Raw genomic sequence first — 22004 nt, 5'->3', positions numbered from 1 at the left:
CGCGGTGGACTACACTTGGGACGGCGAGCGACTGTTCGTCCTCCCCGGTTCAGTCGACGACGTCGTCGTTTTCGCCGCTGTCGTCCTCGTCTCCATCGTCCACCCCTGGCTCTTCGCTCGCGACAAGCGGCTTCCCCATCACGCGAGAGATCTCGGCCAAGAGCGTCCGCCGGCGCGCCTCGATGAAGCCGTCGTAGTCGTCGCTCCGAAGGAAGCCCGGGTCTAGGAAGTGGGTCGCGAGCAACGCGTCCATCGCTGCGCTGTCGAGCTGGACCTGCGCGTGCGCCGCGAGCTGCTCCAGGTACGCGCTGGGCGCGCGTCCGCCGATCATGCGGTTCGCCTTGTAGGAGATGGGCGTCTTGTTGAGGATCGAGTCGAAGCGCTTCGGCGGGATCCCGCGCTTCTGGCACCAGTCCTTTGGGAAGACGTGGTGGATGTCGAGCTTGCACTCCTCCCAATCCGTTTCGTCCAGCTCTCGGATTGTCGTCTTCCAAAACCAGTCCTTCGCGCCATTGCGCTGGATCAGCACGTGGATTCCCTTGTACGCCGCGCTGTTGCGTGAGCGCAGCGTGTCGAGGCGTGCCGGCTGGAAGTTCGCGTCACGGACGGTGCCCGGCTCGACCTCGGACCCATCGATCCACGCCATGACTTCCTGTAGGTCGTTCCCCATCCGCGTCTCGACGGCGCCGCCGTAGAGTTCGCCGAGCACCCCGGACCAAAACCAGCGCGCGAGCCGGTCGTACGCCTTTGGCTCCAGCCAGCGGTCCTCGAGGAGCGTCAGGATGCACGCGAGCGGCACGAGCTGCGTGCGGTACGGGGTGTCCCGTCGCGAGAAGAAGGACTCCTTGCGAAGGAACTTGGCCGCCAGCCAGAACCCGCGGAACAGAGGCTCGCGCAGGCTCTTGTACGCCGACAGTGGGAGGCCCAGCACGGACTCCCGCTTCGCGCTCACGCCTGTGACCTGCTTCCCCGTCTTCCCGTCGGCGAGGTCGGCGCGCCGACGGGCGTACGTGTGCAGTAGCGACAATCCTTGCAGGAAGTCGGTCGGCTGCACGTCGCGGAGGAGCGGCTGGTGGTGGAGCCTCGGCCCGATCCCCTCGATGCCGTCGCTTGCGTTGCCGTACCACTCGTCGCGGAGGTTCACACCGTCGGCCGCATACGTCGCGGTGACCAGCTCAAAGACGGAAAGCTGGACGCCACCGGTGTTCACCTTCTCGAACACCAGGCAGACCGCCTCCTTGGTGTTGTCCTTCTTCAGCTCGATGACCGGCACGTCGTAGCTGCGGAACTGCTCTAGGACGGTCTTGCGGAACGTCATGTACGCGCCGAACCGGTCGGGCCGATGCTCGTGGAGCCCCTGTTCCCAAGCGTCCGAGTTCAGGATCTGGTCGCATGGGAAGTGGAGGTTCGCGTACTCCTTCTCCGACGAAGAGAGGTCGAGCGTGATGTCCCGTCCAAAGTTCGTGCGCAGGGTGCGCTCCTCATCGACCCCGATCACCGCTTCGTCGTAGTGCTCCGGGCCGGAGAGCGCCATATCGATATCGATGTAGTAGTGGCGCCGCAGGACGCGCTTCTTCGGGTCCTTCGTGAGGACGGGCGTGTGCATCTTGAGCACCTGGGTGAGAGAGGTGAGGCGCTGCTGCCCGTCCAAGATCAGCTTCTCCGCGAGGTCCGCCGAGGTCGCCGGGTGGAGCCCGGTGACACCCTCCACCGGCCGGACCTTGAAGCGCGCGTCGCCCCCGGTCTCGAGCAGCATCACGGCGCCGATTGGGAACGCGCGGGCGATGGACACGAGCAGCGAGCGGATGTGCTCGTCGTCCCAGACCCAGCCGCGCTGGAAGTCCGGGAGCTGGATCTTCCCGCTCATGATGTCGTCGAGCACGGTCGCGAGCCGCGTCTTGGTGGAGTCGAACGTCGCCATGGTCTCCTTGTCTCGGCGCGCGTCGCGGGGTGCGACGATCTCGGCCGTGGGGAAGGCTACCGTGTCGGTCGCGGCGAGAACCAGCACGATGAGGCGCCATGCAGGGCCGTCGATTGCGAAGTTCGTGTCCGCTCTGCCGTTGCGGGCATCGTGATGCTAACGGTGCCGCGGGGCGTGCGGCTCCATGGCGCGACGGTACAGGTGGACGGCGAAAGGAGATCGTCGGTGTCGCGAACGTAGAAATCCTAGATCCAAGAGGGCGTCCTACTGAGGGCACGCCAAAGGTCGCACACCATCCGGCGAGGGGCTCACGAACTCACGCGGAAGCCGCAACAACTCGACGCCTGCCGTAGCGACCCCCGGCATGCATGTAACGGCCGACGAGACTCCAGCCCGGCGGACAGCCGCGACCACTCGGTCATCGAGCGCCCCGTCAGGGTACGCGAAGGCGACCGGCTCCCCTAGTTCGGCGACGGTGCGCACCGATTCCTCTACTTCGCGTTGAAGCGCGTGGGCGTCGAGCTGGGTGAGGCGCGGATGATGAACGCTGTGTGCGCCTATGCGGTGTCCGCGTGCGGCTAGATCTCTCCACTCTTCTCGCCGCATGTAGAGTCGAGCAGCGAGATCCTCGGGAAGTCCGCAGCCGAGAGAGTCCGCCAGGGTCGAAACCATGACGCGTTGCTGCTCCGGCGTAGCCGCAAGCAAGGCCATCTTCGGTGCGCCCGCGACCCACGCGGTCTTCCCCTCCAAGCGATCAACCGCACCCCGGAACTCGGTACCAGTCGGCAACCGCATGGTCGCCATGGGTCGCGTCGCGTTGTCGAGCGCCCAGTACCACGCGTCGACGGCGGCGACGGCCCCCTCGGCGTGCATCTGCGTAGCCACGTAGAAAGTCGCAGTAACCCCTCGAGACTCGAGCAGCGGCGCAACGACGTCGTGGTGCTCGCGGTAGCCGTCATCGAAGGTAAGGATCCGCCCGCGGGGCGGTTCGTATCCATCGGCGAGCGTCCGCTCGAGCTCCCCGAGCGAAATCACATCTGCCGTTCGCTCGAGAATCCCCAGCAGCTCCGCTGGCGTAATGGCAGTCCCACGGATTCGATAGCAGCTAGGCAGCCCGAACGCGGCCGGAGCATCAGGTAGCACCCGGTGAAGCATCAGCAGGCGTGTCCCGGCGTTCTCACTCGTCATTCGCGACCTCCGGCTTTCGCGCCAGGAATCCCAGCTCGAACGTAGGGGCAGGTTCGCTGCCCACGAGATACCGCAGGACGCCGCGCCACGGTTCCTCCCAATCGAGAACGACGTCGAGGCCGTTCAAGAGGCCTCGTATGTCAGCACGGTTCAGCGCGTGTGGATGCCCAGCGTTCCGCTTCGCACCAATCTCATGTTCCTCGCACGTGAACCAGAACCAACCCCCGGGTCGAAGGACGCGGCGCACCTCCGCTACGATCGCCGCAGGATCGTCGGTGTGGTCGATGCAGTTGGTGCAGATCACGAGGTCGATCGTCTCTCGCTCGACTGGAAGAGACTCTCCGCCACCCGCCAGATAGTCGACGCCCTCGAGCGGTAGCGACGTCAGGCGTGCGTAGTGCTCGGCGAGCGGGTCAACGCAGAGATTCCGACCCGGAATCCATCGGAGAGGCGTCGTCATCCCACCCCCAACGTCGATCGCTGTCGATGCCCCGTGGGGTCGCACCAACTCGATCACATCGTCCATGCGCCGTGTCTCGCGCCAGAAGCTCCGCAGTCGACGCTCCGCGTCGGGCCTCTCCAGCTCTGGCGCGAGGTGTTGCGACTGCCACGCGAGCGTCCAGCGCAGTCGCTCGGAGAGCTCTGGCTCAGAATCCACGGCTACCCTCAACGGTGCCGACGAGTCGCGCAGCGAGCTCGACGGCGTCTCCTACGCAGCCCGCGCGGTGAACGACGTCCCTCCGACGATGGTCCAGTTGCTCTCCTGCAAGGCGTGAGCTCCACCCTTCGCCGATATCCAGCGCGACGATAGGCTTGCCGTGCTGCCACGCGAGAGCGATCTCGCTCAGCGTCCCCGAGCCGCCTCCGAGGGCGACTACGACGTCGGCCATCGCGACGACGATGACGTTGCGTGCGTAGTTCATACCGGTCGGAATCACGATGTCGACGAAGGAGTTCGCATCGGACGCGGACAGGCCAGGGAGGACACCGACCACCGCGCCATCCGTCCAGCGGGGCGACCGCCGCGCCCCACGGGACGCCGCCTCCATCACGCCTCCCATGCCTCCCGTGACAAGACGAAAGCCAGCGTCCACCAGGCCCGTCCCGAGGCTCTCGGCCACGACAAGCGCCGATGCCGACGCGGACCTCGCGCCGACGACCGCCGCGACGGGCAGTCGTGGTCTCATGAGCGACGACGGGCTCGATTCCGCGTCGCGACTTGGCGATTCGCTAGGTTTGGTCATGTCGTTGGGAGCACGCTGTATAGCTTCGTGTGACGGTCCCTGTCCTTGATCTCGACACGCGCGAGCAGACGGCCACCGGCCTTGTCGAGAAGAAGCACGCTCGTCTCGGTCCCGCTGGTCTCGACCTGTGCCCAGGGCTGCTGCAGCGACCCGCCTCGTCGCGACTCGGTGAGGCCCACCATGAGGTGTTCGGAGGTCACCGCGAGCCCACGGCACCAACCGCGATGACGCGACCCACATGCATCCAGCGTCCGTCGGGCACCCAGCGTCCGGCGATCGAGCTCGAAAACGGTGCCGTCGACCGACGTGAGCCATAGCGAACTGCCATGCACGACTCCGTCATGAACGAAGGGTCGGCCTACGCTCGCTGCGACCTCGAACGTCCGCAGGTCACGCAGCGACCCATCGGCAAAGCACGTGGCGAGCAGCCGGCCGTCGAGTGACACCACGTGGTTCACATGAAGATGGTCGGGCACTTTGCGCTGGTGAAACGCCTGTGGCTCACGAGACGACGTGAAGTAGCCATCGCCTCGATCTGCGGACTCGGGCCATGATGTCGGCGGCGTCCCCGACCATGCCAAGTGTGCACGGGTCAAGGGTTCGGGCGCGCGCTCTCCGTGCATGCGCTTCGAGTTCGCCCACGCGGGGAGGAGGCTGTGACTTCCCATGAACTCCCCGCTGACCGTGAAGACATCGACGGCGCCGAGGCCGGTGTTCGCGACGTAGAGGTGCCCTCCGACCACGGCGACGTGGTGCAGGTCGTTCATGCACGGCTGGTGCAGCAGGCCGGTGACTTCCGCACACCTCGGGTCGATCCGCACCACCGCGGCGTGGGCGGCAACGTAGAGGAGACCGTCGTCTCCGAGACTGCCGCCGGCGAACCCTTTCGCGGCGACCCTCAATTGTTCCGGGGGCTTCCACCGTACGAGCACATCGGCGCGCTCAGCGGCGAAATCTGCCAGCCAGACGAGACCATCGCCGCGCTCGTCGAAGGCGCCTCCTGTCACGATGACCTTCACCAGATTCCTCGCCACGCTTCGGTCGAAGCGGGAAGGTCGCGTACGAACGCTTCGAGCTCCGCAGGGTCACCCGCTGGGATCTCGCGTTCCGTGCGACGCCCGAGCTCGTGGAGCGCCCTCAACGCCGGCTCGATGGCCTCGTCGATGTCTTCGCAATGCCACGCGAGGAACTCCCTAACCCACTGACCCAGATCGACCAGACGACGCCGCACTCGGGCACGGTGTGCGGAGACCTTGCGTTCACGGGCCGCAAGCTCTTGTGGGATCGAGCGTCGCCCAGCAACTGCCCGCGCGAGAACGACTCCCCGTAGCTGCGCCGCGGAATGCAGCGCGGCGTCGACCGACGGGTCCGTGCCGAGTTCTGCACGCTGCCCTTCACGGCCATGAAGAAGAGGGAGCGTCGCCTCCACCACGGCCGTGGGGTCATCTGCCGCTGCGAGCGCCGCCCAGATCGTGTCGGCCCGACGCGTGGTCACACCGTCGCTGGTCGTCAGTACCGGTGTCGGCCAACGGAACAAGGCGTCGAGGTCGAGGAACAACGCGTTTCCACCTCGTCGCATCGAGGGCCTGGGGTCTGCGTCGTCCCCATCCCAGGTCAGGGGGCGAGTCAGCTGTTGACCGTCGAGCAGTCGTGGGATGTCCAGCAGGAGTCGAAGCGCAACCGCTCGCGCAGGCTCACCAACTTGGTGCGCGGCGTAGGGCCAGGTCGTCCGCGAGCCAGGACGCTCGGACTCGGTAAGGTCGTAGTACGCGTCGAAGACTGGCGCGGGAGTGGGGGGCGGCTGCCATGAGCCATATGGCCCCACAGCCAACAAGCCCCGCACGCACGCAACGAGGTCCGAGAGCTGTCCTTCCAGACAGTCCAACCCGGGCACTGGAGGGTCACCGGTGAACGTTCCGAGAACAACGGCGTGCTGCGGCATTTCGGCCCAGTACCTGGCCGCACGGTACAAAAGGTTCGTGCGCCGCCGCGGCTCACCGTCGGCTCCGAGCTGACAGAACGCAACGTCGTCATCCACCATCCACACCACCGTGGGATGGTTCGTCGGGTGGGGGAGGCCGACCAGAGGCACCTCGAGATGCGCGCGGAGGGCGGCGAGTTGCGCGGTGCGCGCCACCCCGATGGGCGCGGGCGATCCGTCCCGCCAGGCCGGGATCGCTCCGGCAGCGGCAGCTTCGTCCAACGTAGCCCGCAAGTTGGTGATGGGAATTCGGTAGTGCGTGGTTCCGCCCTTGGAGACGGTCGTCGCGGCTCGTGGCGCATCGTGGTTGTCGACGATGAGGGCACCGACTCGTCCGGGGTAACCAGACTCCCGGACCTCGGCATCCAGGGAGTCCAACAATCGCGAAACAGACGCCTCGCGACCCACGGTTGCCAGCGTGATCAGCACGTCGGGAACGACCCGTCGTGGCGGTACGGGAAGGCCCGCGCTCTGGCCGATCTCCCCACAACCCAGCGCGAACCACCGTGGCCGAACGAGCAGGTCTGGACGCCAGCGAGCCACGTGATCCAGCGCCCGACCCACCAGCGCCAAGGGCAGACCGAAAGGACCCACGAGGAGTGCCTCGAGACCCTCGCGGCCGCAGACCCTACGCTCGAACCGACCGAACCGCGTATCCCTCCGGTAGGTCAGTCCAGACAAGCTGAGGACCACATCGGTACGAACGGACGTCGCCCGCAGCGTATGGGACGCTCCTCCGAGCGGAGCTCCACCATGCAGCCGAAGCGCCGCATCCACCACGCACGCTGTCCTGGTGGTCCCATCAGGCAACACGCGCAGCAACTCCGGCCCTCGCGGACTCCTCGGGACGAAACGAAATCTCTGGCCTTGGTGCTGCTGCTCTTGGACATCGGCGTCCAGGACCCAGGGGCGAAGACACGGCCAACCGTTGCCGACATCACAGAGGAAGCGACGACCCCCGACAGTGACGACGCACACCACGTGATCGTTTGGCTCCTTCACCTGCGCGCTCACCAGCCGGGCGTCGAAGCCCAAGCTCTGAAGCAGCAACGTGAATGGGACCGTCGTCCGGTCGGATGATCCCCCAACTCCGGCGATCGCATCGTCGACCGCCTCCTCTAGCGGGGCGGGCTCTCCGAGCTCCTGCCCGAGCCCTCGAAGGTTGTGATAGGGCACTGCCATGAGGTGCGCGGCGTGCAGGCGCATCAGCCCATGGCCGTCGTGCTGGATGTCGGTGGTCCGCAGACGCGACAAGTACGCGTCGACTCGGCCTCCAGAGAGAAGCGTCACGCCCCTGCCTCCCCCACCGCGTCGGCCGCACGCGCCCCGATCCCCCACCGAGTTGCCCACTTGGTGTGCTCTTCGGCGTGGGCGGCATGCACGTAGCCGTCCCTCCGTTCGATGCGTGCGATCCACTGGGTGCGCGCAGGAACGATTCCAATCACGTGTTCTCGAGACCCCAACACGCCCAGGTCCTCGGGGTCGAGGTAGGCCGCCGTGACGAAGAGCCGACGGTCGCCGACGGGACGCTGCTCCTCGACGCTCCGCACCATCGACGCGAGGTGCCTCTTGGCGGTGCGCACTCCGAGGTCCGCCCCATCCCTCCAAAACAGGATCTCGTCGACGTCCATCACCCGATCCGTGCCGCGGGCGTGGCCTTTCGCCCACGTGGTCTTCCCGGCTCCTGGCGGCCCCAGTATCCACACGAGCGAGGGCGGAGGCCCCGGGTCCACGCCAAATAGTTCCTGCGTGCGAGCGCGGTATGCTGCGACCTGATCAGGTCCGAGTCGGTCGCCCTGGGCCGCGAGCCATGTTCGATGGGCCTGCCTGTGCCTGGGGCCCCGGGACGTCAGGCGCGCGCCATCATGAGCGTGATAGACGACGAGAGGTTCCGCGACGCGACGGTAACTCACACGCGCCTCTGCGGCCCGTATGGCGAAGTCCATGTCCTCCCCACACGACAGCAGCTCGTCGAACCCACCAAGTCGGCGAAAGGTGTCGCCGCGAACCACCACGTTCGAGCCACGAAGGCCCTGGTTCCGAATGACCCAGTCGGCGCCGTGGAGCGTCGTCGGCGGCACCTTCTCGAACACGCGCTCGCCACCCGAGCCCTCCTTGATGAACGACGTCAGCGCGAGGTCCGCCGAATCCAACGTCGGCAACACGGACGATAGGTAGTCATGGAGCCATTCGTCATCATCGTCGAGGAACGCGATGACGTCCGCCCGCGTAGCGTCCGCGCCAACGTTCCGCGCGGCGCCCGGCCCAGCGTAGGGCCCGGACCGAACCACGCGGGCTCCGGGCGCATCAACCGGACGGACTCCGTCGTTGACGATGATGACCTCATCTGGTGGGCGTCGCTGGCCCGCGACACTCGCGAGAGCGCGCGGCAGAAGGTCGGGCCGATCGCATGTCGGAATGACGACGGCGACTCTCATGAAGCGAGCCTCCGAATCTGGTCGGCGACTTCGCTCGCGCCGTCGATCCCCAACGAGTCGACCCACGCACGCTGTCGCCGGGTCTGCTCGAACGGTTCCGTACGAACCGCAGCGAGTCGAGCCATCACGTGCTCCAGTACGCTCTCCCAGTGGCGGTCGGACAGGCGTGCCAGGGCGTCGAGCACGAGCGCCGTTCCGACCGCCTCGGGGGCGCGCGCATCTACGTGGAACCCAGGGAGGAGGTCGGCGAGTCCGAGCCCCGCGGGAGTCAACCCCGCTTCTTCGTAGGCTCGTAGATGGAAGACCTGCGTGAGATTCTGGGGTGGCAAGAAGACGACAGGGACCTCGGCTACGAAAGCCTCGAGCGGACCGTTCAGCCCTGGGGACGTGAGCAGCGCGTCAGCCTGCGTGAGTCGACGGCGGTACGTCGCACCGTCGAGCGTTACCGCACCGGCCCGGGACCTGGGGACGACGGACGCCCTGGCCGCCGAACCCATCGCGACCTCCAGGAAGGGCCATCCCTCTCGTTGCGCGAGTCGATCCGCGAGCGCTACGACTCGAGTCGGGTACTGCGTGTTCCGTCCAGGGACGAGATCCGGAGATGCCGCGCCGCCGATGCTCACGTGGACCGGTGCCCGGCCGTCTGACGCACGCTTCGACCGGGCCAGGATGGGACCGACTCGAATCGCACCGTCTACGGGGAGGTCGGCGAGTCTCGCGTCCACCCCAGGGTAGTTCTCGATGACATAGACACTGGCCACGTCCATGGCGTGCGTGCGTTGGCGCTTCATCCAGAAGAGGACGTCCACGAACACCAGCGGGACACCTGCCGCCGCAACCACGTCTACGTTCGTGTTGTTCGAAATGGCGACGTAGACGTCGGCCCAGGCGAGGAGGTCGGGTCGTTTGCGCAACGCCTCGACGTCGCGAACGTCGTGCTGCTCCACGACCAGATCCGAACATAGATCGATGACCGGTCCGCCCGCGAGCACCCGAGCGCGAGCGTCTGGCAAGGCATCGATGATGGCTCGCATCGTCGAAGCGGATCCGAAACAGAACGGGTTTGGATCGAAGAGCACGTTCATCCCGGCACACACGCACCGTGCTGATGCGCCCATTCGAAGATGCTCTCGAGCTCCGCCGCGTGAAGCGGGATCGTCCAGGTCGGAATGGATTCATTCGCTCCATGGATGCTGGACGAGGAGTCGTTGACCCCGATCGCGAGGTAGCGCGCGCCGGATGGGAGTGAGGCCTGGAACGGACAGCCCCCCGCGACCTCGTTCTTGTTGAGCGGGCGGCACTCGTGTCGCGCGGATACGCCGCACTCGCGCGCCAGACTCTCCAACCGAATCATCAGATCGTGCAGCGCACGGTCCGGCGGTTCGCTCGATCCGCCAACCCCGGCCAAGCGCGCGAGGAGCCTGAGAGTACCGTCGGCGCCATCGTGGTAGCCGGTCTCGTCCAGCCAGATCGCTGGCTGCAGGTCACCCATGAGTGCAGGAAGGTGCACGCGAGCGACGCTCGACCCGGTCTCCTCTTCCCCTTGGATGAACCACGAGATCTCGGGTGTGCGCATGCCCATCTCGAACGTCGCGAGCCTCGCCGCAAGCGGACCCTTGTTGTCGGCGACACCGACCCCGTAGAGCCGGCCGTCCGCCAACGTGCATTCGCGTGGAGGGTGGCGCCACGCGTCTGCCCGTTCGACCTTCGCGACGTCATAGTGGCCGTACATCGCCACATGACCGTCCAGGCCGGTACCGTTCCGCCGGGCCACGATGAGAGGCGGTTGCGGACCGCCCCCTACGACTCGAACCCAAAAGCCGAGAGAACGAAGCTGTTCGCCGAGCCAATCGACACATCGAGCGTGTCCGTCACCACCAGGGCTCGTGTCGAACGCCGTCAGCACGCGAAGGTTGTGGATCGCTCGCTCGAGCAGCTCGCGGTGATCGAAAGCCGCGACTCTCGCGACCCCGAGTTCGGCGCTGAGTCCCCTCGATACGGCGTCCCGGCCCCTCATGTCAGCATCTCGACCGTCATGGTTTGGCCACGTGAGCAGACGGCGCATCGCGTCCGGGCAGCCCCGAGAACTCCACGGTCTCGCCGTGCCAACGATAGCCAACGACTTCGATCCTCTCCACGCCGAGAGCAGCCGCTAGGTCCGGCGAGTACGAATCGGGGATGACCAGCACGGCGCGTTGGCCTCGCGACCCTCGCCGCGGCGCACCGAACACGAGCTGACCGACGCCGGTGTAGACGCTCTGGGTCGCCGCGCTCGTCTTCACCTCGAAGACGATCTCCGTTCGACCCTTGCGGGCGACGAGGTCGCGTGCTCGATCGTTCGAAGTCTCGTATCCGCGCTTCCGAAGCTCGGCTTCGAGCTGACGAACGACCACGCCGTGGTGCCAGGTCGCGTGGTAGTCCCGACCCCGAATGGTCTTGCTTCCCTCGAACTCCGGTACGAAGGGCGCTGGAGCGTGGTCCTCTTCACGGGGTGACGTGGATTCCGGTTCGTGCGCGACCCGCTTGATCTCTGCGATCCGGTGGACGAAGTCCACCACCGAATCGACCAGTCGGGGGTCGTCGAGGGCACCTAGGACGACAACGGGGTTTACTTCTTCGCCGTCCATGACGTTCGCGGCTTGGTTTCTGTACTGGGACCAGAACAGCTCGGGACCGACGCCGGGTCGCCCACCTCCGATCTTGCCGCGGTGACCGATATAGAGTTTGCCCCTCGCATCCCGCAGGAACACCGCAGCGACGCGGCGGTCGATCCCTTCTAGGGGGACGTTGATCTCGACGTCGATCGGAAGCGTCTGTCGGTCCTCTGGCATGACGTGACCGAACGCGTTGAAGTAGCGGTTCTCTAGCTCGCCGATGTTCGCGAGCCAGATGCCGCGTTCCCGAAGTACGTAGAGTTGCGCCGTCCGACGTCCCCCGGGAAAGCCGATCCAGTGTTCGCCGCGCTCAGTCGCCGCGGCGATCAGCATGCGTCGAAACCTCTTCATATAGGTTCGAATCTCGTTCTGACCATCGACGACCATCATGCTCGACACGGTTCCACCACCTTCCTCGCCCCCTCCACGTCCACCGCCGCGTTCACCAGCAGGTCCAACAGCAGCGCCTCTGGCAGGCACAACTGGAACTTCGACACGCGCCCGCGCACGGCGCCTTCGGCGTGGACGCGCGCGTCCCCTTCTGTTGGCCGACCCTCGGCGCGCCAGGCATCGAACGCCGCGTGGACGGCGGCGGCGCTCTTGCCGGCGTCGCCTTTGAGGGTCAGCGAGGTGTTGCGGGAGATGACTTTCTCGCCCAGCTCCTTCTCGATCATCCGCGCGAGCAGGACGTTGGCGGCGCCCCCGGCGAAGGTCCAGAGGGTGATCTCGTCGCTGCCCTCGATCATGCTGAGGGGGCCGTCGACGAGGAAGCCGTGCTCCGCGCGCTGGGTGGCGAGGACGTTCTGGGCGCGGGAGGACCACGTGGGGTCGACTTCGACGTCCATGAGGATGCGCTTCATGGCCTGGCAGAGTTCGTAGCTGAGGTGCTGGGGGCTGCCGGCCCAGCGGGCGGCTCTGCCCTCAAGGGCGGGGCGGACGATGCACACGCCGCGCTCCCAGTCGACGTGCGCGACGACCCACGCGCGCGCGGCGAGGGTGAAGGTAGCGGGGGTGTCCTCCGAGCAGAGCGTCATGAGGAACTTGGCGTCCACGGTGCCGATGTCGCGGGTGTCCCAGCGGACGTGGATCAGCCGGGGGGCGTCGAAGACGGCGTAGAGGTTACGGAAGTTGCCGCTGCCATAGGGCTTCTCGCCAGCGGGGCCGAGGTGGTAGCGACCGCCGCGGAGGGCGAGGATCTCTTCGGTCAGCATGTGCTCGATGACGCTGGCACGCTCTTCCGCGCTGAGGTCGATGAAGGCGGTGGCGCCGTTCAGCCAGGCGTCGATGTCTCCAGGGGGCACGCCGCCGAGCTGGATGGAGAGCGCCATGATCTGATGCGCGTAGATGTGCGCGGCGCGGCGATGCGGCTTCACGGGCTCGACGAAGCCCTCGGCGTTGAGCTGGATGATCGCGGCCGCCTGTAGGACGCTCGAGTCTTTGGTGCACAGGAAGGTGCAGTTGGGCCGGGTTTCGCTGCGGCGGCCGGTGCGGCCCATGCGCTGGAGGAAGCTTGCGACGCTCGGTGGGCTGTCGATCTGGAGGACGTGGTCGAGGTCGCCGACGTCGATGCCAAGCTCGAGCGCGCTGGTGGCGACGATGACGCAGTCGCTCCCTTCGTGGAAGGCGCGCTCGGCGTCGCGGCGCTCGGTGACGCTGAGGGAGCCGTGGGTGACGTAGGTGAGGACGTCACGATCGCTCAGGAGCTTGCCGAGCTGCTCGGCCTGTCGCCGCGAGTCGACGAAGACGAGGCGCTTTCGCCCGGGATGGAGGCGCTCGACCATGACGGCGGCGTTCTCCATGGAGCCCACGTAGTCGAGCGAGATGTCGGGGGTCTTCTTGGCGCCGCCGGGGTTCACGATGCGCCCCGGCCGCTTCGAGCTGCCCTGCACCCAGCGCAGGATGGCGTCTGGGTTGCCGACGGTGGCAGAGAGGCCGATGCGCTGGACGTCGCGCCCGCAGTAGCGGCTCAGGCGCTCCAGCACGGCGCTCAGATGCGCGCCGCGGTCGTCGTCTGCGAAGGCGTGGATCTCGTCCACGATGACGGCGCGCAGTCCGGCGAAGAGCTCTCGCGTGGGGACCTTCGTCCCCATCATCATCGCCTCGAGTGACTCCGGGGTGGTGAGCAGGATGTCGGCCGGGTCGGCGAGGAACTTCTTCCGCGCGCTGGCCGTGACGTCGCCGTGCCACTTGAACGCTCTGCGTCCGATGAGCCCAGCGTAGTAGCTGACGCGCTCCTCCTGGTTGTTCAACAGCGCTCGAATGGGCGAGAGGTAGATGACGGAGACGGGGCGCCAATCCTCGTCGTCCATCGCGGAGAGGACGGGGAAGAAGGACGCCTCGGTCTTGCCGCCGGCGGTGGGCGCGAGGACGACGCAGTTCTCGCCGCCGAGGACGGCGTCGATGGTGTGGAGCTGCACTGGTCGCAGGGCAGGCCACCCGAGGGTGTTCACGATTTGGTATTGGAGCGCGCCGCTCAGGCGATCGAACGCGTCCCCTCCGTTGCCGCCACCGCTCATCGTTCAGCCCAGGTCCAGCTCGATGTCGTCCACGCTCCGCGTGATGCCGGCGGCCACGCGCTCTTCATCGTGCAGCTCCTCCGCGTTCACGACGAGTTCGTAGTCCCGCGCGGGCACGAAGTCGGGGTGCTCCTCGACGCGGTCGAGCACGTCCACCACACGCTTCAGGAAGATCCGCGGCGCGACGCCGACGTTGCCGCCGAGCTTTCCGGTGACCCCGCGGGAGAGGCTCTCCAGCACCTTGTCGTTTACGGTGCCGCGCACGCGCTCCTCCTCGTGAGTTGGGTAGAGCGTCACCACGCGTCGACCGACCTCCATCATCCGCTCCTCGGTGAACGGGAGGAGGCGGAGCTGCACGGCCCGCGCGCTGTCGAAGCGCGGGTCCTTGCCGAACTCCGTGTGCAGTCGCTGTGCGAGCGCCGGCGCGCGCTTCACGCCCTGCGGCCCGTCGAAGAACTGCGGCGTGCCGGTGATGAGCACGTACAGGCCGGGGTAGGTTCCGGCGATGAGCTCGTCGATGAGCTGCCGGAGCGCGTTCAGGCTCTTCTCGCGACTGTCCGCGCGCACGCGCTGGATGGTCTCCACCTCGTCCAGCACCAGCACTAGCCCACGCCGCCCGGTCTGCCGAAGCACCTCCAGCAAGCCGCGGATGAAGCCCGAGGCGCCGTAGTGATCCAGCTCGCCCTTGAGGCCGGCGCTGCGCTTGATGTCCGCGCCCACGTTGGGCTGCCCCATGAGCCAGGCGATGAGCCCCTCGGCGATGGCGTGCTCGCCCTTCACGCGCGCCGTATGCGCCCGCCGTAGCGCCGCCGCGAACTGTGGCTGCGTCGCGCTCACGGACGCGAGCCGTTGCTCGAGCAGCTCGCCCACCGCCTTGGCGATGGCGTCCGCGTCGGAGACGTCCACCGAGCCACCCGCCAGGACTTCGTCTTCGAGCGAGTAGAACCACTTGTCGATCAGCGAGCGGAACGCGCCCTCCGACCACTCGGCGGTCTGGAGGTTCTCCACCGCGCGCCGGTACACCGTCTCCATGCGGTGGAGCGGCGTCTCGCTCTCCGAGATCTGGACGTTCGCCGTCGCGAAGCCGCGCTGCCGCGCGCGGTGCTCGAGCCAGCGCGAGAAGAAGGTCTTGCCGGTGCCGTACTCGCCGCGCACCGCCTTGAACTTCCCGGCGCCGGCGGCCGCGCTGTCGAGCTCCTCGTCGATGGCGCGCTCGAAGCGGTCCATGCCTACGGCGAAGGTCTCGAGCCCGCGCTCCGGCACCGCACCCACACGGAGCGCGTCGATGACCTCGCGCCGCTTCAGCGGACTCGGACCACTCATACATTCACCTCGAAGAGCTCGTTCAGCTTGTTGCGGTCCAGGTAGACCTGGTCGTTCTGACGGTCGAAGCGGAGCACGGCGTAGCCGTCCACGTTGAGCACGCCCTGCATCCGCGAGACGACGCCGCCGACTCGGAAGGGCAGCTCCCCGAGGGCGGACGCGAACGCCGCCGCGCGCGCCGCGCCGTTCTGGGCGATCAGGAAGTCCACCGCGCGCAGCAACTTGGCCTCGTCCTCGCCCTTGGCCCGCGCGCGGAACTCCTCGGATTGCCCCAGCGCGCGCACCGCGCGGAGCGCATCGTCGGCCGGCGCCGTTTGAGCCGCAGCCGGGGGCGGCGGCTCGGGCGGGACGACCCCAACCAGCGAGAGCTGCCCCTCCGGCGCCTTGGCGCCCCGCTTCTTCTTGCTCTTGTCCACCGGGGGCGGCGGCACGCTCGAGGGGCGCACCTTGTCGCGCACGTCGAAGAGCCACCACGAGGGTGCGTGCGCGCCCATCACGCGGGTGGCCGCGTCCGGGCCCTCGGCCTCGTCCGCGTTCACGCTCGCGCCGATGAGCACGCAGGGCGCGACGACCTCCGCCAGCGTGGCGCCGCCGTGCTCGCCCGCCGTCGCGGAGCCGCCGTAGCGCTTGGCGTCGTCCGTGAGCAGCACCACGCCCTCGGCGCCCTTCGGCGTCCACACGTGCTTGCCGCGCAAAAGGATCTCGCCCTCGGCCAGCTCGTCGCTCGGACCGCCCCACTGCCGCCAACGCGCGCCGCCGTCGGTGGAGCGGGGCATGGACGTCAGCCGGTCGCTCGGCACGTGACCGTGGTCGCTCGCCAGGAGGATGCTCCGGCGCGCGTCGCGCGCCTTGGTGAGCAGATCCTCGAGCGAGCGGAACGCCTTCACGTCCCACCGCTGCACCTGCTGGGCGTCGCCCTTCAGCGAGGAGTCGATGGCGTTGATGACGATGCCCACCACCCGGGCGTTCGGGTCCGCCACGAGGTTCAGCGCGGCCTCGGAGGCCGAACCGCCCGGGGTGTGCCCGTCGCTCCGCAAGAGCAGCGTCGGCGTGTCGGCGCCCTCGAAGAACTTGCCGATTCCCTTGTGGTCCCGGAACCGGCGCACGTCGAGATCCGTCGGGGGGAGCTTTCCGTCGTCGATCGGCTTCCCCGCGAAGAACGCCGCGCGGCTCACGTTCGTCAGCGTCGGCTGCGACGCAATGACGGACGGGTAGAAGCCCTCGCCCAGTCGACCGCTCTTCAGCCGATGCCACGCCAGCGGACCCCAGGCGGAGCCCTGCTCACCGAGCGACTCCAGGAGCTCCACCGCCTGCGCCCAGGCCATCCCATCCATGAGCAACACCAAGAGGCGATGCTCCTCGTTCGCCTGCAAGAACGGCACGGCCACGCTGTCCAGCGCGCTCTCGATCGGCACGAGCTGCGTGGACCGCTTCCCTGCCTCGAGCCACGCGGCGAGCCCCTCGGCGAAGCGCCGGTCGAGCTCCTCGCGCGCGCCGTCGGCCACCGCGACGACGGCCTGGGCTCCGCGCCCCAGCGCGTCCACCGCCGGCCCACGGGCGTAGCGCCGCGCGCGGTCCACGTAGCCGCCCTCGTCCGCGTACCAACGCGCCAACGCTTCGGCGTCCGAGGAGGGCGTCAGCCCGCCGAGCCGCTCCAGCTCCGGGCGCGCCGCCAACCACGCCACGAGCCGCGCCGCCATCTCCGCGCGCTGCACGACGCCCTTCGCGTGCAAGTAGGCGTGATGCTCTTCCAGCCCACGGAGCGCGCGGTGGACGGCCTCGACATCGGCCGCCTCGAGCCCCGAGCGGCTGGCGTCCGGTCCGCGCTTCTGCGCGGCGCTGGCCGACTTCGCTGCGGACTCCAGCGCCGCGCCGAGCGTGTCGAGGCGCTTCGCCCATGCCCGGGGGAGGCGCCGGCTCTGGGACACGCCGTGCGCGAGCGCCGGATCCGCCGCGATCGCGTCCGCCGCGGCCAGCAGTGTGCGGAGCCACGCCGTGTCGCGCTCCGAGTCGCGCGTGCTCGCGTAGCGGAGCGCACCGTCGGTGGCCCGCGCGAGGCGCGCGGCGAGCCTGAACGCCGAGGCCGGATCCTCGACCCCGAACTCGGCCTTCAACGTCATGCGCGTCCAGGTGACCTCGGGCTTCGTCAGGGTGGCGCTGTTGGTGCCGTTGCCGCCGCTGCCGCCAGCGTCCGCCTCGTCCGCGGCCGCCGCGAACGTCTCCGCGAAGGGCTCGAGCACCATGCCGTAGGTGAGTAGCTTCTCGGCCTCGCCGCGCTCCCAGGTCTCCCAGAGCGTCCGGCCGAGGGCCGGCAGCCGCACCTCCAGGTAGCCGAGCCACTCCTCGCGCGCGGCCGCGCCCAGCCCCTCGGCCATCGCCTTCGCGAACGCGGGGCCGTGACCGTCGCGCACGGCCCAACCGAGCGCGGCCGCGGCGGTGGGATCACCCGCCCAGGTCACCCGCCACGTGTGCTGGAAGTACGCGTCCCACATGCCGGCGGGCGTGAGGCGCGAGACGTTCTCGCGCACCGCCATCGTTGGCGCGCCCTGGTCCAGCAGGTACTGCGCGAGCGCGCTGCCGTGCACTTCGTCGTCCAGATCCTTCACGCCGAAGATGCGGCGGAGCCGCGCATCCGCCCGGATCCGCCGCACGCGCCCGTTCAGCGCGAAGCGGGCCTGGAGGTCCAGCGGGACCTCGCCCTTGAAGGGCACCAGGAACGCCACCCGCGCGTCGTCATCGAGGAGCGGCAGCTTCATCCGCAGCTCGAGCTCGCTCCGCACCGGGACCACCGTGACGCGAGCCGCGTTGGGGAGGTCCACCGCGTCCTCGCTGCCCGTGCCGTAGTAGGCGAAGAGGTGGTGTTCCCGCGGGCTTTCATAGAGGCGCTTCAAGTCCTCCGCGAGGTCCTGCCGGCTCACGACGGGCACGACCAGGCCGGCCGCTGTCGCGTCCGCGCTCATCCGTGCCCTCCGTCGTCGTCACTTCGCACGAGGACCTCGAGCTTGCCGTGGAGGACGACATCCTCGCCAGACTCGATGGCCGCGCGGAGCTCCGCCACCGCTTCGTCCAGCGCGGCCAGCGCGGCCGCTCGGCCGGACGCGTCGAGCGTGCGCGAGGCCACCACCCTCGTCCCCGGCTTCTTCGCGCCGCCGCCAGGCTTGGCCGGGCCCGTGGGCGCGGTCAGGAGCTGCGCCCGCTCCGCCAGGTTGCGCAGGGTGGTCGCCGCGTGCTCGTTCAGCTCGTCCTGCCGCAGGCAGCGCCGCACGTCGTCCAAGAGCTCGGCCGCGCCCGGCACGTCGTCCGCGCGTGCGCCGAGTGACTCGAAGACGCCGAAGACCAGGTTGTCCTGCAGCACCTTCAGCACCGCCGCCGCGCTGGTGAGGTGGTCGCGCAGCGCCTTGCTGCTCGTGGCCGGCTGGAACGCGGCCAGCGCCTCCACCAGCGCCACCGCGTCGTCCGTGTCCAACGCGTGCAGCAGCGCGCGGGCGCTCTGCGCCGTCACGAGCCGCGGCGGTGCGTCGCTCCCGCCGGACGCTTCCGCATCCACGCCCATCCCTCGTAGCCGCTCGAGCAGCGCACCCGGCAGCGCCTCCACCGGCCCCAGCGCACGCTCGCGCCGCTCGCGCAACCGCTCGGCCAACCGGACGAGGTTCTCGCCATGGAGCCCCTTGCCCGCGAAGGTCTCGCCGAAGACCACGCTCACGAGCCCGAGCGCCGCGTTCCACGCCGCCTCGCCGGGGAGGCGCGGCTTCTCCAGCACCGCGTCGGAGGGCAGCACCCCCTTGGCGCTCGCCGTGTAGACCCGCCCGCCGACCACCATCGTCCGAGCCGACCAGCGTGCGTAGCAGCGCACCACGAGGTCCAGGATCTCGAGCGGGAGGCCCATGCGGCCCGTCCCGTCGATCCACGCGCGCACCTCCTCCACGGTGGGGTGCTCCTCACCCTCCTGCGCGCGCCGTCGCTCGATCTCCTGGAGCACCTTGTCCTCCATGAGCAGCACCGCGCCCTCCGTCACGCGCACGAGGCCGAGCGCCGCCAGCGAGGTCCGGACGGACTTCACGAGATCCCGATCCGCCGCGATGCGCTTCTCCGGCGCGTCCACGACCCGCCCGAACGCGTCCAGCAAGACCTCCATGCGGCGCGCAGAGAAGCTCCCCTCGAGCTCGGGGTGCCGCGGGTAGCGCTGCTCGAGGAGCTGCGGGAGGAAGCTGTCCAGCGCCTCGCCGAGGTTGGGCGCGAGCGACATCTGCACCGTCGCCCCTGGCTTGAGCACCACGAGCGGCTTGTCCACCAGGCGCCCGCTGTCCAGGTCCTCCGCCCGGTCCGCGCGCATGCCGTAGGCCTGCTCGATGGACTGCCGCAGCCGGTTCCGCTTCTGCGCCTTCAGGCTCTCGAGGTCCAGCTCCGCGCGCGCGCGATCCTCCACGCCCAGGCTCCCGAGGTAGCGCTTCTTGGTCTCGGTGGACGAGAGGATGTGCTCCAGCACCACCACCTCGCCGAGCAGCTCGTTCACCTCCTGGGAGAAGAAGCTCGGCAGCCAGACCAGCGTCCACGTGCCCTTGCCCTGGGCCATGAACGCCTCGAGGACGTCCTGGTCGTCGCTCGGGCCGTGCCCCGAGTCGTCGAAGGGGTAGTCCACGATGACCTGGAAGTCGTCCTCCGTCGCGCACTCGAGCGTGCTGCTGGTGAGTCGCCGCACGTTCGCGAAGCGCACCAGGCCGCGACGGTTCGTGCCGCGCCAGGTGAGCGCCTTCTCCGTCTTGGAGTCGTTCGGGGACTCGAGGCCCATCGCCTCGAAGAGCATGTTCCGCAGCGCCAGCTGCCGCGCGCCGTGCGAGTCCTTGTCGCGCGCCGATTGCAGGATGGGGCCCACCGAGACGCCCTCGAGGCGGAGGCTCACCGTGGGGTCGCTCTGCTCGCCGATCTGCAGCTGACCCACCTGACTCGCCCAGTCGCGCAGGCGCTTGGCGCTGGTGGCCACCTCGTTGCCGGGGATGGGGGTCTTGAGGGAGCCGTGGTTGAGCTGCACCAGGCGGCTCACCGTCATGTTCTTCAGCACGTCCACGCCCGGGACGAGCGCGGCGATGAGCAGCGTCTTGATGATGCGGTTGTCGTGCCGACAGCTCCGCTCCGGGCAGTTGGAGCAGCCGATGGCCACCACCGCGTCCGGGCGGAGGCGCTGGCATTTCTCGGGCGTGGCGGTCTGGTTCGTGGCCTGGATGACGGGGAGCAGGTCTTCCTTGTAGAGCCGCTTCGCGCTCTGAAAGCGCGCGCGCATCACGCCGTCCGCCGCATCTTCGCCCCCGGCGAGCACGTCGAAGAGGTCGCCGACGCGCACCACCTCGCCCACGCGGAGGTCCTCCACGTGGTCCACCAGGAGCTCGTTCAAGAGCCGGATGGCCGTGCGCGAGCGCTGGAGCGAGTTGCTGAGCGCGACGAGCGCGTCCACCAGGGCCGGGCTGAAGGGGTACAGCTGGCGGAAGGCCGCGCCGTCGAGCCCGCCCAGCATGGTCTCCCACGAGCCACCGGTGGCGCCGCGCTTCATGGACTCGAAGGCCTTGTCGAGCTGAGCCCGCGCGCCGTCGTCCTTGGGCTTCACGACGCGCTTCTCCACCACGGCGGGGAGGTTGCGGTCCTCGAGGACGATCTTGTCGAAGCGCCCCTCCCAATACTCGAGCGAGTGCGCGAGGCGGGCTTGCTCGTCGCCCGCGTATTCCTCGCCGACCATGTCCGCCAGGTTCCGCTGCCGCGCGATGAAGCTCACGATGGGCACCTCGCGGTGCGCGGCCTGCGCCTCCACGAGCTTCACCATTTTCTGCACCTCGTTGTGCAGCCATTGGCTGTCGCTCGCCTTGTGGGCCAGCCACAAGATGAGCTCGTCCAGGAAGAGGACGATGCCGTCGTAGCCCAGGCCCTTCGCGTGGCGCGCGAGCTCGGCCAGGCCGTCGTCGATGTCCACGAACTGGTTCTGGTCGCGGTAGGAGGGGAAGCGCGTCTCCACCAGCGCCGTGAAGAGCTCCGCCCGTTCGCTCGGCACGAGCGAGCGTCGGCACGCCTCGAAGCGCTCCCGCGTCCAGCGCTTGCTCTCCGCGAACTTCCCGAGCCGCCCGCCCGTCTTGCCGCCCGATTTGTTGCCTGTCTGGCCGCCGCTCTTCGCGTTCATCGGCTCGAAGAAGGTCTCGTCGCCCAGCTCGTCCAGGAACTTGGCCGCGTCGTCGAAGAGCGCCTCGTCCGCGAACACGCCGGGGAGCACCTCGCCCGGATGCCGCTCGTCCATCGCCTCGAGGTAGCCGCGGAAGACGGCGGACTCGAGGCTCTCCTTGCCGATCATGTGAAAGCGGAGCTGGAGCAGCTTGGTCTTGCCGACGAAGCCGTGCTTCTCGCGGAGCGCGTGGAGCTCTGGCTTCTTCCACGCCGCCTCGTGCGCCTCCAGCAGCAGGCTGAGCACGGCCATGAAGTGCGACTTACCGCTACCGAAGCTGCCGTGGAGGTAGGCCGCCTGGCTCTTGCCGTCGCGGAGCGCGCTGCCCACCAGGCCGAGCGCGCGATCGAACGCGTCGACGAGAGGCGGCGTGGCCACGAAGGTGCCGGCCGTCTCTTCCGGCCGGGTCAGGCCCTCGTTCAGCTTGAGGACGAAGTCGCCCTTGCGGACGCGCTCGGGGAGGTCGAGCAGGTCACGGACGCGGGGAGAGATGGTGGAGGGTGATGCCATGATTCGGAGACGCGGTGCGGCGGCCGG

General features: G+C 68.5%; 14 protein-coding genes. All 14 read right to left on the bottom strand.

The features are described 5' to 3' along the window. Positions 1-49 precede the first annotated feature (49 nt). The 14 genes from H6726_22985 to H6726_22920 all read right to left on the bottom strand — a co-directional run bounded on the left by H6726_22985 (position 50) and on the right by H6726_22920 (position 21977). The gene (locus H6726_22985) at positions 50-1921 is read right to left on the bottom strand and encodes a DUF262 domain-containing protein (protein MCB9660528.1); all 1872 of its coding nucleotides are present in this window, start codon (positions 1919-1921) and stop codon (positions 50-52) included. A gap of 264 nt (positions 1922-2185) precedes the next feature. Then, positions 2186-3109: a polysaccharide deacetylase family protein gene (locus H6726_22980; GenBank protein MCB9660527.1), complete on the bottom strand. Its 924-nt coding sequence runs from the start codon at positions 3107-3109 to the stop codon at positions 2186-2188. Beyond that, a complete protein-coding gene (locus H6726_22975) occupies positions 3099-3635 on the bottom strand; it encodes a class I SAM-dependent methyltransferase (protein MCB9660526.1) in 537 nt (178 codons plus the stop codon). The genes H6726_22980 and H6726_22975 overlap by 11 nt, the downstream gene beginning before the upstream one ends. Before the next feature lie 121 nt (positions 3636-3756). Further along, positions 3757-4296 (bottom strand): TIGR00725 family protein, encoded by a 540-nt coding sequence (locus H6726_22970; protein MCB9660525.1) that lies wholly within the window; start codon positions 4294-4296, stop codon positions 3757-3759. A 53-nt stretch (positions 4297-4349) separates the two neighbouring features. Then, positions 4350-5372, bottom strand: coding sequence for a hypothetical protein (locus tag H6726_22965; GenBank protein MCB9660524.1), 1023 nt, complete (start codon positions 5370-5372; stop codon positions 4350-4352). Then, on the bottom strand, positions 5369-7624 hold the full coding sequence (locus H6726_22960; protein MCB9660523.1) for an arylamine N-acetyltransferase: 2256 nt from the start codon (positions 7622-7624) through the stop codon (positions 5369-5371). Before H6726_22960 ends, H6726_22965 begins: the two co-directional genes overlap by 4 nt. Further along, the gene (locus tag H6726_22955) at positions 7621-8772 is read right to left on the bottom strand and encodes a glycosyltransferase family 2 protein (GenBank protein ID MCB9660522.1); all 1152 of its coding nucleotides are present in this window, start codon (positions 8770-8772) and stop codon (positions 7621-7623) included. The genes H6726_22960 and H6726_22955 overlap by 4 nt, the downstream gene beginning before the upstream one ends. After that, complete coding sequence (locus tag H6726_22950) at positions 8769-9719, bottom strand: hypothetical protein (protein MCB9660521.1); 951 nt, start codon at positions 9717-9719, stop codon at positions 8769-8771. Before H6726_22950 ends, H6726_22955 begins: the two co-directional genes overlap by 4 nt. Before the next feature lie 134 nt (positions 9720-9853). After that, positions 9854-10678 (bottom strand): M20/M25/M40 family metallo-hydrolase, encoded by an 825-nt coding sequence (locus tag H6726_22945; protein ID MCB9660520.1) that lies wholly within the window; start codon positions 10676-10678, stop codon positions 9854-9856. Positions 10679-10805: 127 nt separating this feature from the next. Next, the gene (locus H6726_22940) at positions 10806-11816 is read right to left on the bottom strand and encodes a hypothetical protein (GenBank protein ID MCB9660519.1); all 1011 of its coding nucleotides are present in this window, start codon (positions 11814-11816) and stop codon (positions 10806-10808) included. Continuing rightward, positions 11813-13942 carry a DEAD/DEAH box helicase gene (locus H6726_22935; protein ID MCB9660518.1) on the bottom strand — a complete coding sequence of 710 codons (2130 nt, stop codon included), beginning with the start codon at positions 13940-13942 and terminating at the stop codon, positions 11813-11815. The genes H6726_22940 and H6726_22935 overlap by 4 nt, the downstream gene beginning before the upstream one ends. A gap of 3 nt (positions 13943-13945) precedes the next feature. Then, positions 13946-15265 carry a BREX system ATP-binding protein BrxD gene (gene brxD / locus H6726_22930; protein ID MCB9660517.1) on the bottom strand — a complete coding sequence of 440 codons (1320 nt, stop codon included), beginning with the start codon at positions 15263-15265 and terminating at the stop codon, positions 13946-13948. Continuing rightward, positions 15262-18225, bottom strand: a complete 2964-nt coding sequence (gene pglZ / locus H6726_22925) for a BREX-2 system phosphatase PglZ (protein MCB9660516.1) — start codon at positions 18223-18225, stop codon at positions 15262-15264. The genes brxD and pglZ overlap by 4 nt, the downstream gene beginning before the upstream one ends. Then, a complete protein-coding gene (locus H6726_22920; GenBank protein MCB9660515.1) occupies positions 18222-21977 on the bottom strand; it encodes a hypothetical protein in 3756 nt (1251 codons plus the stop codon). Before H6726_22920 ends, pglZ begins: the two co-directional genes overlap by 4 nt. Positions 21978-22004: the final 27 nt, after the last annotated feature.

The sequence above is a fragment of the Sandaracinaceae bacterium genome (assembly GCA_020633055.1).
GTDB lineage: Bacteria > Myxococcota_A > Polyangia > Polyangiales > Houyiibacteriaceae > JADJJE01.
The sequence above is the reverse complement of the archived record's forward strand: the minus strand, read 5'-3'. Positions and strand labels throughout refer to the sequence as shown.

What these genes read in the sequence shown, in the direction of transcription:
- brxD (MCB9660517.1), bottom strand. Translation starts at nt 15,265, where the DNA reads ATGAGTGGTCCGAGTCCGCTGAAGCGGCGCGAGGTCATCGACGCGCTC.
- H6726_22940 (MCB9660519.1), bottom strand. Translation starts at nt 11,816, where the DNA reads ATGATGGTCGTCGATGGTCAGAACGAGATTCGAACCTATATGAAGAGG.
- H6726_22935 (MCB9660518.1), bottom strand. Translation starts at nt 13,942, where the DNA reads ATGAGCGGTGGCGGCAACGGAGGGGACGCGTTCGATCGCCTGAGCGGC.
- H6726_22980 (MCB9660527.1), bottom strand. Translation starts at nt 3,109, where the DNA reads ATGACGAGTGAGAACGCCGGGACACGCCTGCTGATGCTTCACCGGGTG.
- H6726_22970 (MCB9660525.1), bottom strand. Translation starts at nt 4,296, where the DNA reads ATGAGACCACGACTGCCCGTCGCGGCGGTCGTCGGCGCGAGGTCCGCG.
- H6726_22920 (MCB9660515.1), bottom strand. Translation starts at nt 21,977, where the DNA reads ATGGCATCACCCTCCACCATCTCTCCCCGCGTCCGTGACCTGCTCGAC.
- H6726_22985 (MCB9660528.1), bottom strand. Translation starts at nt 1,921, where the DNA reads ATGGCGACGTTCGACTCCACCAAGACGCGGCTCGCGACCGTGCTCGAC.
- H6726_22955 (MCB9660522.1), bottom strand. Translation starts at nt 8,772, where the DNA reads ATGAGAGTCGCCGTCGTCATTCCGACATGCGATCGGCCCGACCTTCTG.
- H6726_22975 (MCB9660526.1), bottom strand. Translation starts at nt 3,635, where the DNA reads ATGGACGATGTGATCGAGTTGGTGCGACCCCACGGGGCATCGACAGCG.
- pglZ (MCB9660516.1), bottom strand. Translation starts at nt 18,225, where the DNA reads ATGAGCGCGGACGCGACAGCGGCCGGCCTGGTCGTGCCCGTCGTGAGC.